This window comes from Pilosibacter fragilis, assembly GCF_032490495.1.
In the GTDB taxonomy this organism is placed as follows: Bacteria; Bacillota; Clostridia; order Lachnospirales; family Lachnospiraceae; genus Pilosibacter; species Pilosibacter fragilis.
In genome coordinates this window covers 151,595-166,410 of sequence record NZ_JAVYJB010000008.1, presented here as the reverse complement: position 1 = coordinate 166,410, position 14,816 = coordinate 151,595, and the positions used below count along the sequence as shown (strand labels likewise).

Annotated in this window: 21 protein-coding genes and 1 tRNA gene; 1 reads left to right on the top strand and 21 read right to left on the bottom strand. The window is 48.1% G+C overall.

Annotated features, from left to right (window positions below; genetic code table 11):
• Window positions 1-115 precede the first annotated feature (115 nt).
• The 21 genes from ABCW45_RS09880 to ABCW45_RS09780 form a co-directional block, all read right to left on the bottom strand.
• A complete protein-coding gene (locus tag ABCW45_RS09880; protein WP_343220743.1) occupies window positions 116-1,267 on the bottom strand; it encodes a ParB/RepB/Spo0J family partition protein in 1,152 nt (383 codons plus the stop codon).
• 208 nt (window positions 1,268-1,475) lie between these two features.
• Entirely contained in the window at window positions 1,476-2,264 is a 789-nt protein-coding gene (locus tag ABCW45_RS09875; RefSeq protein WP_009297807.1) for a ParA family protein, read from the bottom strand.
• A gap of 28 nt (window positions 2,265-2,292) precedes the next feature.
• The gene (locus tag ABCW45_RS09870) at window positions 2,293-2,703 is read right to left on the bottom strand and encodes a VRR-NUC domain-containing protein (protein WP_055214531.1); all 411 of its coding nucleotides are present in this window, start codon (window positions 2,701-2,703) and stop codon (window positions 2,293-2,295) included.
• A 215-nt stretch (window positions 2,704-2,918) separates the two neighbouring features.
• Entirely contained in the window at window positions 2,919-3,092 is a 174-nt protein-coding gene (locus ABCW45_RS09865) for an N-acetylmuramoyl-L-alanine amidase (protein ID WP_118293901.1), read from the bottom strand.
• 1 nt (window position 3,093) lies between these two features.
• Window positions 3,094-3,861 (bottom strand): rolling circle replication-associated protein, encoded by a 768-nt coding sequence (locus ABCW45_RS09860; RefSeq protein WP_022279754.1) that lies wholly within the window; start codon window positions 3,859-3,861, stop codon window positions 3,094-3,096.
• A gap of 171 nt (window positions 3,862-4,032) precedes the next feature.
• Window positions 4,033-4,560 (bottom strand): DUF7768 domain-containing protein, encoded by a 528-nt coding sequence (locus tag ABCW45_RS09855; protein WP_343220742.1) that lies wholly within the window; start codon window positions 4,558-4,560, stop codon window positions 4,033-4,035.
• A complete protein-coding gene (locus ABCW45_RS09850; RefSeq protein WP_343220741.1) occupies window positions 4,557-4,877 on the bottom strand; it encodes a hypothetical protein in 321 nt (106 codons plus the stop codon). The genes ABCW45_RS09855 and ABCW45_RS09850 overlap by 4 nt, the downstream gene beginning before the upstream one ends.
• A complete protein-coding gene (locus ABCW45_RS09845; protein ID WP_343220740.1) occupies window positions 4,867-5,121 on the bottom strand; it encodes a toxin PIN in 255 nt (84 codons plus the stop codon). The genes ABCW45_RS09850 and ABCW45_RS09845 overlap by 11 nt, the downstream gene beginning before the upstream one ends.
• Window positions 5,111-5,839: a single-stranded DNA-binding protein gene (locus ABCW45_RS09840; RefSeq protein WP_343220739.1), complete on the bottom strand. Its 729-nt coding sequence runs from the start codon at window positions 5,837-5,839 to the stop codon at window positions 5,111-5,113. Before ABCW45_RS09840 ends, ABCW45_RS09845 begins: the two co-directional genes overlap by 11 nt.
• Window positions 5,836-6,159 carry a hypothetical protein gene (locus ABCW45_RS09835; protein WP_119216775.1) on the bottom strand — a complete coding sequence of 108 codons (324 nt, stop codon included), beginning with the start codon at window positions 6,157-6,159 and terminating at the stop codon, window positions 5,836-5,838. Before ABCW45_RS09835 ends, ABCW45_RS09840 begins: the two co-directional genes overlap by 4 nt.
• Window positions 6,160-6,171: 12 nt before the next feature.
• Entirely contained in the window at window positions 6,172-6,513 is a 342-nt protein-coding gene (locus tag ABCW45_RS09830) for a long-chain fatty acid--CoA ligase (RefSeq protein ID WP_118771925.1), read from the bottom strand.
• Window positions 6,506-6,868, bottom strand: coding sequence for a hypothetical protein (locus ABCW45_RS09825; RefSeq protein ID WP_118771926.1), 363 nt, complete (start codon window positions 6,866-6,868; stop codon window positions 6,506-6,508). The genes ABCW45_RS09830 and ABCW45_RS09825 overlap by 8 nt, the downstream gene beginning before the upstream one ends.
• Window positions 6,849-7,127: a hypothetical protein gene (locus ABCW45_RS09820; protein WP_118771927.1), complete on the bottom strand. Its 279-nt coding sequence runs from the start codon at window positions 7,125-7,127 to the stop codon at window positions 6,849-6,851. Before ABCW45_RS09820 ends, ABCW45_RS09825 begins: the two co-directional genes overlap by 20 nt.
• Complete coding sequence (locus ABCW45_RS09815; RefSeq protein WP_055214515.1) at window positions 7,128-7,577, bottom strand: XF1762 family protein; 450 nt, start codon at window positions 7,575-7,577, stop codon at window positions 7,128-7,130.
• A complete protein-coding gene (locus tag ABCW45_RS09810; RefSeq protein WP_343220738.1) occupies window positions 7,578-7,889 on the bottom strand; it encodes a hypothetical protein in 312 nt (103 codons plus the stop codon).
• Window positions 7,890-8,124: 235 nt separating this feature from the next.
• Window positions 8,125-8,197 (bottom strand) — tRNA-Ile (locus ABCW45_RS09805).
• Window positions 8,198-8,216: 19 nt separating this feature from the next.
• Entirely contained in the window at window positions 8,217-8,606 is a 390-nt protein-coding gene (locus ABCW45_RS09800) for a hypothetical protein (protein WP_118293907.1), read from the bottom strand.
• 29 nt (window positions 8,607-8,635) lie between these two features.
• Window positions 8,636-8,830: a helix-turn-helix domain-containing protein gene (locus ABCW45_RS09795; RefSeq protein ID WP_002591239.1), complete on the bottom strand. Its 195-nt coding sequence runs from the start codon at window positions 8,828-8,830 to the stop codon at window positions 8,636-8,638.
• A gap of 265 nt (window positions 8,831-9,095) precedes the next feature.
• On the bottom strand, window positions 9,096-10,739 hold the full coding sequence (locus tag ABCW45_RS09790) for a DUF3298 and DUF4163 domain-containing protein (protein ID WP_117469847.1): 1,644 nt from the start codon (window positions 10,737-10,739) through the stop codon (window positions 9,096-9,098).
• A 338-nt stretch (window positions 10,740-11,077) separates the two neighbouring features.
• A complete protein-coding gene (locus tag ABCW45_RS09785) occupies window positions 11,078-13,048 on the bottom strand; it encodes an oleate hydratase (RefSeq protein ID WP_117469848.1) in 1,971 nt (656 codons plus the stop codon).
• Between the two features lie 22 nt (window positions 13,049-13,070).
• Window positions 13,071-13,241 (bottom strand): hypothetical protein, encoded by a 171-nt coding sequence (locus ABCW45_RS09780; RefSeq protein ID WP_181968494.1) that lies wholly within the window; start codon window positions 13,239-13,241, stop codon window positions 13,071-13,073.
• Window positions 13,242-13,438: 197 nt separating this feature from the next.
• Here ABCW45_RS09780 and ABCW45_RS09775 point away from each other — a divergent pair, with 197 nt between their 5' ends.
• Window positions 13,439-14,653 carry a 6-phosphofructokinase gene (locus ABCW45_RS09775; RefSeq protein WP_252196285.1) on the top strand — a complete coding sequence of 405 codons (1,215 nt, stop codon included), beginning with the start codon at window positions 13,439-13,441 and terminating at the stop codon, window positions 14,651-14,653.
• Window positions 14,654-14,816: the final 163 nt, after the last annotated feature.

The window sequence follows — 14,816 nt, the reverse complement described above, 5'->3', positions numbered from 1 at the left end:
GCACGGACTTCGTGGGTACACTGATCCATAGTCTTTAGTCCTCCTTGAAAAAATCTATTGGTTTTCTCAAGTATGCACTAAAAATGGTTTTAGTGAAAGGCGAGTGGTTTGACCTTTACATAATATCTGCATCAATCGTGCGCCCTGTATGCTTACCGTCCTTAAATTCCAGCATTTTAAGGCTGTCGCCCTGTTTATAGCCTCTGTCATTCTTCCGCAGCTCAAAGCTCTTTTTCCCGCTTATTACGTCCTCGTAATAAGATGCCACTATCTTTAATTCATGTTGCTTATGCTCTATATTCCCCTCGCTTGGCAGATGCTCCATTTTTTCTGTGTCTGCCCGCTCCTGCAATTTCTTCTTTGTCTGGCGGTCTATAGCGTCCTGCTCTTCGCTGTACCGCTGTTCGTCCGTCTTTTCAGCCTCTGCCTTGTTTATGTACTGGTCGCATTTCTGGCACGTTCCCGTTTTTACGTTGCAGTCCTTGTATTTCTGGCAGGAATAGCACAAAGACGTTATGCTTTCTGGGTGCGGTGTTTCGTAATCGTCCCCTGCCTTTTTCTCTGCTACCTTTTCCGCTATTTCCTTTGCCCTCACATTTTCGCCCGCTGCTGCTTTTTCCGCTATTTCTTTCTGCTCGTCCTCGTCCAGCTTTGCTGCCTCGTATGCAGCAGTGATACCTAAATTGCCCTCTTTCAGCTGCTCTTTAATCTCCGGCGTTGCGTTGTTGTTGATTGCGTCCATCCTGGCTACGTTTGTGCTGCTTTCGTTTATCATAGCCGCCACTAAATCACGCATTTTGCCTTGTATCTCTAAGCCGTCCTCTTCCTTGGCTCTGATAAGCGCCGCTTTTGTACGCTCTACTAATCTGGTTTTTTCATAGGCTGTAAGCTCCTGCGTAAATCCGTTGCCAGCCAATAAGCGCAGCTCATACATTGCCTCGCTCATATCCATAAAGCGGTAAAGCACTTTCTCATACTCCTTATGCCCCCGCTCTAAGTTCAAAATATTTGCCGCATTACGTCTGTGTCCGTCGATTATACGGTATTCCCCGTTTACTCTCGCCAATACTGTAGGCTGTTCCTGTCCTACGTGTAAAAAGCTGTCTGCCAGTTCTTCTATGTTCTCTAATTTCTGGTGCGTATTCTCCTGCGCTGCCTTTACCTCGTAAGGGCTTAAATAAATCTCTTTGTATCCCTCTGTCTGTGCCTGCTGCCCTGCTGCTTTCGTCTTTGCGTTCAGAATGTCGTTAATACCAAACTTTGCCATATTCTCTACCTCGCTTTCTCAATCCTTTGTTTTTTCTTACACTGTCCCATTACTCCGTTGCACATTTCGCACGTTCTCCAATGCTCGCAAGCGTCGCTTTTCGGGCATTTCTTCCCTGCAAATTTGCTGCCCCAGTTCCAGCACTCCGTACCGCCAGTCCTGCGGCAATGCCAGTAAACGCATAATCTCTCTTTATGTGCCACGCTTGCTACCTCGCTTTCCCTGTATACGCTGTTACAAATTTCTTGTACCCCTGCGCCGCTCCGCAGCATGGGCTATACTCATAAATCGGCTTACGCATGAAAGTATTTTCTGCTACTTTCTTGGAATACCGAATAATACCCAAAATATTAAAATCTGTCTTTTGTTCCAGCCACTCTACGCCTGCTGCCTCGCCGTCTGTGTTCTGGTATGACGTAATCAGCACGCCTGCCAGCTTTAATGCTGGGTTAAATACCTTTGCGTCCTCTATCTGCTCTGTCACAATGTCCAGCCCCTCTAAAGCGTCCTCGTCCACCTTTACGGGTACTATTACCTCGTCCGTGATTGCCAGCGCATTTACAACATTAAGCCCAATATCCGGCGGGTTATCAATGATGCAGTAATCATACTTGCCGTATATGGTGCAATCTCCGTAATACTGCATCTTTGCATATACCAGCGCTTTATATCTCTCTATCTGGTTTTCGCTGTCCTCTTTGGTTAAATTCCATGTAGCCCCAAAAAGTGACATATTCGCCGTTACAATGTCGATACCCTCATACTCTGTATGCTGTATCAGCTCGTCTGCGTTTTCCCAGTCCCCAGCCAGTAGCCTTGTAACTGGTGCTACGTTCTCTGCATCATATCTGCTGTACGCCTTGCTTAAGTTTCCCTGCTTATCGTTGTCAATCAGCAGCACCTTATAACCTCGCCTGTAAAGCTCATACGCCATGTTTGCCGCTGTAAAGGTCTTGGCTACGCCACCCTTTAAATTCAAAATGCTTATTGTTTTCATTCTTTGCCTCTCTTTCCTGCGTTCGCCTCTAACGCATGGTTACTGTTTCCTGTTCTTTTGTAAGCTCGTCTGAATGTAATAAATACTGCTCTATCAGCTGCGCTGCTGGCTGCCAGCCGTAGCAGACGGCGGTATAATAGCCCTGCTGCCGCAGATACTCTAACCACTCTTTTTGTTTCTTGGTCGTCGTGTTCTCGCCTGCCTTAAGCTCTATGTAAAGCCCATGATACCCAGCCCTTGCAGCTGGTAGCATAATGTCTGGCACGCCAGCCTTTACGCCCTGCCTCTTAAGCACCGCTGCTGTTGCTTTATCACGTTTGCCGCCGTTTGGCACATGATACATATATTGCAGTTCCGGCATAAGCCCTGTTCTGTATGCAGCCCAGCTAAATAATGCCTCTTGATGCCCGCTTTCGTCGTCCAGTCTAAAGTTTCTCATTTTCTCGCCTCGCTCTCTGCTTAAATTCTACATACTGGCAAATTCTAAAAAGCAGCCCGTCCTTATGCGGCTTGCTGTTCTCTATCGCCAAAAGCGCTATTGTTTCCTCGCTTTGTAGTCCTGCATTTCCCAGTACGTCCCAGCGGCATATATCGTAGTATCTGCACCGCAGGCAGCAGCGCTTACAGTCCTTGCCTTTCTGGAATAACCAGTATTTAATTTTTTCTATCATGTTTTCTGCCCTTTCTGCTGCCGTTGTCTTTCCAGCTCTCCTGCTGTTCAAAAATAGCCGCTGCAATTCTAAACGCCAGATATGCTGCCACAATCAGTGCCAGCAGTCCGGCTATTATCAACACTGCTGCAATGGCAACGCCCTTGATTATCTGCATTTCAACCCCCCCTATCTGTTATTTTTACTAATGTGTATCTTAAATACCCGTAGCCGTAATACTCTGGACTGTGTACCCCCATGCTTACGCTGTTCTTGTCCACGTAATAGCCCTTTATTGCTTTTGGCTCTTTCTTGAAATACTCACGGTCTGAAATTATGTGGTACTCTGGTTCTGGTCTTACTAAATTCTTGCTGCAATTCCAGCGCTTGCCCTGTAATGCTCCGTCAGTACCTTTTTTGTGCGTTCCTGTGTACTTGATTAAATAACTTGCCAGCTCTGCATAGTTGCCGCTATCGTCCAGTGGGAATACCTTAACCCTGTTATGCCCCTCGTATGCCTTATACCAGCAGCGTTGTAAAATCTCTGTATCAATTTTATTTACTACAAGGTGGTGATGTCTCGCACCTTTCTTGCCTATCTCCATAACGTGTATGTATTTGAACTCTAACCCTGCTTTTCTGTACTCCTTTCTGCACTCCCTCAAAAATACGTCTATGTCCTGCCGCATCTGCTCCGGCGTTCTGTCCGGCTCTCCTTTCCTGCGGATATAGTCAAGCACTAAATGGTAGTCCCCATAGCCATAGTTTGCATTTATGAGTATCCTTAACTTTCTCTCTGCCTGTCTGGTGTTTACTTTTTCCTGCTCTTCTTTTGTTGGCTTTACCTTATCCCCTCTGCTGATACCTTTCTTTTTGTATCTGCTGGTAAAGTACCTCTCTATCTCTATCGTATTTCCCGCTTTTGTTACCCTCTCTACGTATGGCATATATCTACCTCTCTGTCGGTTCGTTAATACTTTTATCAAGTGTTAAAACGGGCTGCCTGCCCGTTAAATTTCTTGACTTTGCGCCATACATAGCTTATAATTTTTATAGTATTTCAAAGCTGTATAGCTTAGCGCCTATGGTGTTTCCCCACCGTAGGCGCTTTTATTTTTTCATGTTTCCTGCCGCTCTCTTATGCGGCTTAAGGCATACTCATAAGCCCGTCTATATGCAGCTGTGCAAGTGTTTGCGGTACAGCAGTTCTCATACCCCATAAGGCTACATAATCTACGCTCGTAACAATGCTTGCACTCATGCAGCTTTGCGTAGTCGCTCGCTGCCCGCTCCTGCCGCTTTTCCTCATATCGCATATATGCTTTAATCTGACTCGCATCTATAACCGCAATTCCCAGCGTATTTGCTGTATGTATTTCTCTGTCCATTCCCTCTGTTATGCCGTATTTCACGCCCGCAATAACAAAATCGCAGCCTTTCAGCAGCGCAAGCCCAGCAGCCATGCCCCTTGCCCGCTCTTCCGGCTTTTTATCGTCCATGCACTGCGTCATATATAAATGCGGCGTAATGGGTGCTAAGCCTGCCTCTAATGCCTGCCGTGTCAGCTGCTGCGCATAATCTATGTTTCTGTCCAGCTCTGCGCCGTCTTTCGCCCTGTATGGGCTGCATATATAAACTTTTTTCATACCTGATTACCCGCTTTCTGTTGTGCCTCTGTCCGTGCCTGTTCATTCCCTGCCAGATATGCCGCTAAATGCATCAGCTCGTCTGCGTCTTTTTCTTCAATAAAATCACAATCCACGCAGCATTTGCAGTACCCCGTAATTTGTAAATATCCGTCGTATACTTCCTGCGGTGTCTTGCACTGCTTTAAATCATTTATCAAAGCTGTAAGCAGCATTATTGCCTTTATGCCTGCCTCGCCGCCCTTTCCGTGTATCCCTACTGTAATCTGCCGCATTTTTGTTGCGCCGTCTGCTCCTAAAATTGTTTTACTCTTCATTCTGTACCTCGCTTTCTTCCTTAAACCCAGCCAAAAGCATAGTCATTGCATCTATCGCCGTATCAAAATGTTTTCCCAGCTCCGCTGCGTCAGTAAGCCCCTGCTTTGTGTTTCTTCCATTCCCTTTCATTACTTGCGTTTGCAAAATAGGTTTTAGCTGACTAAGCCCAGCTATGCTGTTCTCTAACTCTTCCTCACTCACGCAGATTTTTACATAGCCCTTGCCGATATGTTCAACACTCATTTTCTGCCTCTTCCTTTCTTCTAATCAGCCGTACCGATACCTCATAAGCTGTGCGCTGTTCTCTTTCTCCTGTGGCTGCATCAAGCACCTTTTCATACTGGCGGCTCTGATACCGTCCCAGCAGCTCTACAGTGTCGCCCTGCTGCCACTGCGCCGCCTCGTCTGCCTGTTCCTGCCAGCAGATGCACGGTAAATAGCAGCTGCCGCCTGTAAGCTCATTTCTTACTTTTACCGTAATATCAGTAATACGCTTGCCTCTTGGCGTTTCTCTGTGTGTTGGTTTATTCGCTATAACGCCTCTTATTGCTACCTCGTCCTGCTCTACTGCCCTTTCTGATACCGCCACAAAATCTGCCAGAATATATACCAGCAGTCTACCGCTCTGGAAGTCCTTAAGTGTCTGCGCCTTGCCTGTCAGTAAAAGCCTGCTGCCCTCTACAAATTCCTGCATAATGTCAAACTCTATGCCGTTGCAAGCCCTGTATGGTACGTCCTCTGCAAATACTACCGTTACCTCGTCCGGCACGCCGCTTGGTCTTACCGTTTCCAGCTTTGCCATATAACCACAAAACGGCAGCCCGCATAGCTGCTTAATTTCCTCAATCTGTGTAAGCGTTCCTACCAGTCCCGCTGCATTTTCCTTGATACCGCCACCTGTAAGCTCGTCCATGATTGCAGTATCTAAATCCCGTAAAAAATACGGCTTTTTCTTTGTCATACTTCCTGCCCTTTCCTTTCCTGTATGTATATGGTGTAGTAAAGTGACATCTGCAAATCACTAAACTTATACTGCGCTGTCTGGTCTGGCTCTAATGGTTTCATAAGCCCCAGCTCTTTCCAGCGTCTGTGCGTTATCTCCGGCACTGCCCTAAACTTCTTTACCTCATGCTCGCTGTATTTTCGGTATTCCTCGCTTATCTCATGGTCTGCAAACGGTTTGAACGCTGCCAGATACCCTACGTAAACCTCTGCTTTTCCCTCGATAATGCGCAGGCGGTCTGAACTCTCCAGCGTGCCTATAAATTCCTCTACTGTCACTGTCTGCCTCTCCTATTTCTCCGGCATTTCGTACAGCCTCGGTATTACTGCTGCAAACGGCTGTACGTCCATGCCGCCCCTTACTATAGCTGCACCGCCAGCCGTAAGCAGATAGCTTACGCACGCTTTCTGTATCTCGTCCAGAACCTCTAAGCAGCGCTCTTTTGTGGCATACTCTCCGATTTCCTCTAAACACCCGTCACTTATGCAAATTACGTGGCGCTTTTTGTCTGCCTCTGCGCCGCCTCTCTTTTTCTTTATGTCCTCATACTCTCCGTACTCTACGCAGGCGTAATTACCGCCCAGTCTATACAGCTTTTCTTTATTCTGGCTGCGTATGTATACCTCACTCATTGCCTGCCTCGCTTTCGTCCTTATGCTCTTGGTAGCCCTCTAAGTAGCCTATTGCCTCTACGTCAATGTCCTTGCCGTTCTTACCGTCGTTGTTTATCCGAATTTTTCCGTAGTAGGAATAAATGCAGCAGCCGTCATAGTCGTATACTCTTATACTGCCCTCTGTGGCTGCCTCTGGCGTTTCAATAACCAGTGGCTCTGCCTGCTGCATCTGCGCTGCTACCTGTTCGTCCGTCACTGGCTCGCTGTTCTTTCCTCTGTACCAGATAGCCCACATAAACAAAATAATTGCCAGCACGCCTGCCGCTATAATGGCTACGCACTGTATCAGTTTCTTAACTGCCTGTCGTTTCATTATCCTTTTTACCTTTCTGCTTTTCCTGCTCTTCCTCTGCACACCGTATAAACGCCTCAATGTTGGCAATTTTCTTGTTATGTGCGTTAATAGCTTTTTTGGCTTTTTCATACAGCCAATACCATTGCGCAATTTCCTTATTTTCTTTCTCTTTCTGCAAATCCCTTTCCGCTTTTTCTATTGCATCTTCCAAATTTCCAGAATATGTAAAATGCCGCATATTTTTTGTTTCTCTGATTTTATAGCTTGCCTTTCCCACTTACTCGCCCCCTTTTTCTACCTCAAAACGTAATTTCATTTGTGCCGGGTACAAATCTACCTTTGGTGCGCTGCGCCCGTTCCAGCGTTTCCCGCCGCACTCCCCTACACATTTCCAGCCAGCTGCTTTAAGACTGCTGCCTGTTTCGGATACTAAAATATAAGTAATCAGTTTTTTGTATCCTAAATTTCTTGCCGCTCTCCATGCTGCCGAATACAAAAAACTGCACGCATTTCTTGTACCGTCTGTGCAAAGTCTATTTACTTCCAGCGTTAGCCCGTTATCCAAATATCTGCTTACCGGTCTACCCACAATAGCCACGCCTACTATTTTCTCTCCGTCGCTTGCCGCAATGCTGAATTTATGCCCCACTACTGGCTTATGGTGTCTATGGTATCTCTCAACAAAAGCATTAGCCTCTTTTAACGTAATTGGTACTAATTCAAGCATTTACTGCCGCCTCTCTTCCGTAGCAAAATAGTAGTTATCTACTATCAGCATTTTTTTACTGAAAAGACACATAAGCCCCAGCGGTACGGTAATAACCACTATTGTTATGTCGCCCTCTGCCGCCCATACTGCCAGCACGGTAACTACCAGCATTGCAAGCCCATAGGCTTTCTGCTTAATGAAATACCAGCGGCGGGCTTTCTTTTCCTGCTCCCGCTGTCGCCTCTGCTCTTTTTTCTTTCGCATATCTGCCATTGCATCTGCGTAGCCTTTCTGGTATGCGTCCTCTACTATCAATGCCTCTGCTGCCATTCTCTGCCTCTCTTCCTTTCGGCGGCGCTCTCTGTCTTTCCATGTGTGCCGCTCTCCTGTTCTGGCGTTTGGTTTTACCGTGCGGGCTGCTTTTCGCATTAAAAAGCAACTGAAAACCTGTTGACTGTCCACATACTTTCTGGCTGGTATGACCGCCGCTATTTTTCCACGGTATACAGATTGCAGCTATTAGCCTGCTGCCCTCTGCCGCAGGCTCGCCATGCCTGCTACACAATGTGCCGTGTGGGATTTGAACCCACGACTTGCCGCTTATGAGGCGGCTGCTCTAACCGCTGAACTAACGGCACTCGTGGCGGCTGCTGCCGCCTACTCATTAAATAAAAAGCCTTTTTCTATTAAAAACCTTATCCAATCGCAGCCCGTTACGTCGTCCCGCTCAATGAATTTGTAAAAGCTCTCTGCGTCCTCTATTCCGTATTTCTTCAAAATGTTTCTTGCGTTCTTTGCTGCTGGCGTAGTAAAAACATTCTCTGCGTAAAATGTAGCCTCTATAGTCCCGTAGCTGTTCTTTCCTGCTGGTGTTCTCATTTCCACTACGACTACATTCTTTTTGCTTTTTCTTCCTACGCCCTTTCTTATTACTACTGCCTCACTGAATAACCAGCCATTCCAGCCGCTACGCATAGGTGCAAACTGTGTGCGTGGCACTTCTACTAAGTCGCCTGCCTGCAATTTATTAAAATCTACTTTTTTCATGTGTCTTACCTCTCTTTTGTTATTCTTGTTTATAACGCTTGCTGCCCTGCTGCCGCCGTGTAGGTTTTCAGTGTGGCGTTGCAGCGTTTGAACTCCCTATAAATTGTGTCCCTATGCGTTCCCAGCGCCTCTGCAATATCACTTACACTGCTACCCTGCTTACTCATAGCCTCTATGGTCTGCCTGTCCTCGTAATGCAGACGCTTGTACTTTCGTTTCGCCATGTTCTATGCTCCTTTCCGTCCTCATTTGCTTTTATGGTAAAAAAATAAGCGTGTCAGAGTTTTTACGCTCTGCACGCTCTTCTTTTCTGCTGTTTCCTATAAAAAAAGAAAATCGGCAGAGGCTTTATAACCTCTTGTCGATTTTCATTCTAAAACTTATCGTTTTTCCCGGATTCCGCCCATTCCTGAATGCGTGTTCGCGAAAAGTTGCAGATTACAGCAGGCGAGCGCGTTCGGTGTGGAAATTCACCATGACACATTCTTTTTATCCAGCATACGGGATAAATTCAAAACAATCCTCTTCATACACCCCGTCGATCTCGAATCCCCAGCCTTTATCCGACTTTCCCACCGCCAGACGGCATCTGCGTCCATCGGAAAGCTCCATGTCCACAAAACTTTCCAGATCCGTTGCCCGGACATAATACTTTGTTCCGGCAGGAAGCTTTTCCTCTTTCCCGCTGCCATCCGCGTCGAAGACTGTCACCGGAAGCTCCCTCGTGGATACCAGCGCCGCCTCATCCTCCTTTGAATCGCAGACATTGACTTTTGTATACACATCATTCTCTGCCACCGGCATCCCGCTCTCACCCACATGGAATTTCCGGTAAGCGTCATATGTTCCCAGGGCATCCACTCTGCGGGTAAGGTAAAATCCATCCGGATCATTTAACAGGGCGCCATGAGGACTGTCATTCGATGTACCAACATGGCAGATCTCTTCTCCCTTCAGGTCAAAGACTTCCATGGTCCTCCAGTCATTCTCACTCTGGATCTCCGTGTAGAGATATGGGTGCCCGTCATCTGTCATGACGATCCAGCCGTACTGGGGCTGTCCATAGAGTTCCATCGTGAATTCTTTCTTCTTTCCACCCTGTTCCCGCTCGATCGTGATATTTCTCGCGTCATACCCGTCTGCGGCATCATCAAAATGATAACTCACAGAAGTATCGTTTTCCTCGTGCTCATACGTCACAGTCTCCCATGGACTGATCTTTTCTGCCCAGCCTTCTGAAGCTTTCCCTATATAGTCTGTCTGGAACATCGCTTCATTTCCGGCAAACGGAACCTCCACTTCAACAGCTCCTGCCGCATATGAGGCGATAACATACTGATCAAAATGAATGCACACACCTGTTTTTGTGATGCACCATCCCAGTGGCCCATATCCATCCGTCCCCGCAAACAGACTGTCCACAGTCATTTCATAATCTTCGAATAATTCCTTCTCCTCCTTCTGGTCAGAAAGCTCCTCCTCCACATATTTCCGGAATCCCGGAAGATCTTTTACTACATCGCAAAGTTCCAGCTCTTTTCCTGTCTGCGTATCGAAATTGTGGTATTCCGTCACAGAGCTTGGATGCGCGCCTCCCAGATCATAATATTTCAGCCAGTACATACTGACGACCGTATGGTCGAAGCGGACCGGATTAAATTCATAATTGCAGACATATGACTGCTTCATATCCGGGTAATTGTTCCGCATATCCTCAGCTTCTTTTTTATAGGAGGCATACTCCTCTTTATTCTGGCTGACCAGGTTTTTATTCAGGAAAATGAGCGACTGCTTCAGCGCATCATATCCGTCCCCCTGTACATAGACCTTGTCGCAGCGCGATGTGATGATTGGAGTCTGGTCTGTGTCATCCCATTCCCCGTCATATTCCCCGCTTACCGCGATAGGGATCAGGGTGAAGCGGTCCGTCTGGGCATCCGCGCCCGTATTCCCATTTTGATCAGTGCCCGATATGCTCTCCACCGCACTCTCCGGCTCACGTTCCGCTGTGGATCCAGTCTCACCGCTCTCCTGTGTCGTCTCCGCCGCTGTATCCACCGTCACTATATCTTTTTTCTGACAGCCGGTCATGAGACTCATTGCGATCAGGAGATATAGACCATATTTTCTCATACTGTTTCCTCCCTTTATCAATTTTTATAACCATTCGATTTTATTTGCCGATGACATGCAGCATTCACATTCTGTTTCCCTTTGCAGCCGAAATTTTCCTGTATCAGGATTATTCCTTTTTATAGCCTTATCTTATCGCACATGCTCCGGGGAATCCATTTCTTTTCCCTTACGAATTCTTAAAACAAAGCGGAAGAAAACAGAACGTACAGCGGATCTCCCCCTCTTGCAAAAAATTTCGGCATATTTGGGCATAAAAATACCGGAAACAGGCAGTTCCCCATTTCCGGCATTTTCATCATATTCTCATATATCTATTTTATCTGCGCGCCGCGTCTCTACAGCATCCAATCCTTCAAAACATCGTGATCACGCAGAAGTTTTCCAACGATCGTCTTATCGATCTTTCTGAGCAGCGGCTTTTTCAACATTTCAAACGGCATCGGAAGCTTCATCTCAAGCGGGGACTTTCCGTCCATGAGCTTCACCGTGCTGTCTAAGAGCTCTCTCACATCATAGACACTGCCCCATACCTCCGGCACACCGCGGTCCACTCCACAGAGTCCGTATACTGCCTCCATGGCGGTACGGACAGAATACTCTGTGGTAAAGATCGTATCTCTCGGAGTCTCTGCAAACTGTCCGAGGAAGGCGGCGTTTACAGATCCGTCCGGAATTACATCCGGGCGGTCTCCGGCAGCTCTCGGCATAAAGAACGCTGTGATATATGGCATCATGGTCGGCGTGCAGTTGCACTCTTCTCCTGCCAGTCTCCCGATGTCCTCCACCGGGATTCCGAGATGATACAGCCACTCGGCGGTGATCTCCTTACCGGTACACTCCTTCATGGGTTTCTTCACATAGTCGCCCGGGACATCGGTGAACAGGCTGTATACCCATACACACACCTCGTCCTTCTTCTGATTCTTGAACTGTCCCTGGCGGTTGATGGTCCAGCTCAAAAGCCACTTGGAATCGCGGCAGCTCACGATACCGCCGGTAACAACTTTGCCTGTCCTCGGGTCGCGCTTGCAGATTTTCTTGATCTGGTCGATGATCTCTTCATTTGCGGTGGTGACCGTCGCAGACTCCCAGTTCGTCTTCTCGATATCGGAGCAGAATTTTTCCGGATGACCGAAGGACGGATCCTGGGCTGCAATTTTCTTCCAGAGGCTCCAGCAGCCGCTGCTTCTCACTTCCGCGTCACCCACCGGCGCATGGTTCTGGTCACCGTAGATCGTCCCTTCTGTACAGCTTCCGTTTGTGATAAACACAAGGTCCTTTTCCGTCAGCGGGATCTCCGTGTCCCCGTTCTTCGTGCGGCACTCGATAGCGCGGGCCGTCTTCTTTCCGTCCGTGATCTCAAAGCGGACGTTTGTGACCTCTGTGCCGAACCGAAACTCCACGCCTGCCGCCTCCAGGTATTTCTGCATCGGCAGAATCAGGGATTCGTACTGGTTGTAGCGGGTGAATTTCAGAGCGGAGAAGTCCGGAAGGCCGCCGATATGGTGGATAAATCTCTGGAAGTACCGCTTCATCTCCAGGGCGCTGTGCCAGTTTTCAAAGGCGAACATGGTTCTCCAGTAAAGCCAGAATTGGGAGCCGAATACCTCATCATCGAACACATCCTCGATGGTTTTGTCATAGAGATCCTCATCCTTCGTGAAGAAGAGCTTCATGATCTCCATACTGCCCTTCTGGCTCAGACCAAACTTTCCGTCCGTATGGGCATCCTCGCCGCGGCGCTCTGTGGCACGACAGAGAGAATAGTTCGGGTCATGCTTGTTTAACCAGTAATACTCATCGAGAACGGACGCGCCTGGAACCTCCAGGGACGGGATGCTGTGGAACAGATCCCAGAGGCACTCGAAATGATCCTCCATTTCGCGGCCGCCGCGCATCACATATCCTCTTGTCGGATCATCGATTCCGTCGCAGGCACCTCCGGCGATATCCATGGCCTCTAAGATGTGGATGTTCTTTCCCGGCATCTGGGCATCGCGGACGAGAAAGCATGCCGCTGCCAGGGATGCGAGACCGCTTCCCACAAGGTACGCGGACTTCTCCTCGATTCCCGCCGGCTTCTCCGGGCGGGCGAACGCTTCGTAGTTTCCGTTTGTGTAGTAGATTCCCTTGCTGTTCTTATCATGTTTTCCGAGTTCTGTGTTGCGGTAATCGGATCTGCTTCCATGGGAAGTCTTTTTCATCTTATCCATTTCCATGTTTCCGCGCTTCTTCGCCGCGAGTACCGCTGTGATTCCAGCTCCGGCTGCCAGAACTGCTCCGGCTTTCCATCCTTTTTTGCTCATCGTTTCTGGTTTCCTTTCCTGTTTATTTCGTTTCTACATTCCGTATCATGTAGTTTTCATAACTATATTGCTGCTTTTGATAGTAATCCTTTCCGCGGGCTTTGTCAAGCTTTCCATTCAAATATTTTGAACGCAAAAGTTTTTTCTGCGCTTCCCGCCTTTTATCTTCTCCTTTTTTCTGATTTTCATTCAAAAAGTACCCCGCCCGCTGTCTCTATAGGGGCAGCGAACAGGGTACTAAAAAGGGGAGGATAAGTATTAATCTTTTTCTTTTGTACTGGTCATAGGATTGCCCGTTTTTCCGTTTTTATACATTCATCATTGATTTTCCATACACATTTTTTTATAATAAGCTTACGGAATACATTCAGATTGGAGAATACAGAAATCATGAAAAATCTTGTAATCGGACAGTCCGGCGGACCTACCGCCGTCATCAACGCGAGCCTTTATGGTGCGGTAAAAGCATTCAGGGAATCCGGCGCGGACGGACATGTTCTCGGAATGATCAACGGAATCGAGGGATTCCTCGCTGACCATGTGATGGACCTTTCCACGGACCTCTCTGACAAGGAACTTGAGCTCTTAAAGCTCACTCCGGCCGCATACCTTGGTTCCTGCCGTTATAAACTTCCGGCAGATTTAGACAGTGAAGTTTACCCTGCGATCTTCGATAACTTCCGTGAGATGAACATCGGATACTTCCTCTATGTGGGCGGAAACGACTCCATGGATACCGTGGACAAGCTCTCCCGCTATGCGGAGAAGATTGGAAGCGATGTGAAATTCATCGGAATCCCGAAGACCATCGACAACGATCTTGTCCTCACCGACCACACACCGGGCTTCGGAAGCGCCGCAAAGTATGTTGCCTCCACCGTCCGCGAGATCGTCCTCGACGCCTCCGTCTATCAGCAGAGATCCGTCACCATCGTCGAGATCATGGGACGCCACGCAGGATGGCTCACCGCTGCTTCCAGGCTTGCAAGAAAATATGAGGGCGACAACCCATGCCTTATCTACCTCCCGGAGACTCCGTTCTCCTTAGAGCAGTTCTATAATGACCTGGACGCTGCATTCAAGAAATCCCCGAACCTCGTTGTCTGCGTCTCCGAGGGAATTGCCGATGAGGGCGGCACCTTTGTCTGCGAGTACTCCGACGCAGCGAAGCTCGATTCCTTCGGTCACAAGATGCTCACCGGCTGCGGTGAGGTTTTGGAAAGCTTTGTCCGCGACAAGTTCGGCGTGAAAGTCCGCTCCATCGAGTTAAATGTCAACCAGCGCTGCAGCGGCATGATGGTATCTGAGACGGATATCGAGGAAGCTGCCATGGCAGGCGCTGCCGGTGTGAAGGCAGTTCTCGCCGGGGAGACAAAGAAGATGATCGCCTTCAAGCGTGACTCCGACATGCCGTACAAGATGCACTGCACACCGGAGGATGTAAGCCTCATCTGCAATCAGGAAAAGAAATTCCCAAAGGAATGGATCAACGCGGCAGGAAACGATATCACCGATGACTTCTCAGCTTACGCTCTCCCGCTGATCCAGGGCGAGCCGAAGCGCGTGATGGAGAACGGGGTGCCGAAATACCTGTACAGAAAGTAAGTTTGGTATTATCACCCATAACCGCGAATTTTAACAAAACTCTTCAACAAAAGCAAAAGCCCGTGAAAACATGCTTCCACGGGCTTTTTCCTTTTCTTTCCTTGGTAAGAACTCTCCCACTTCCTGTCCCAGACTTATTCAAGATCGAAACAACCCTGCACCG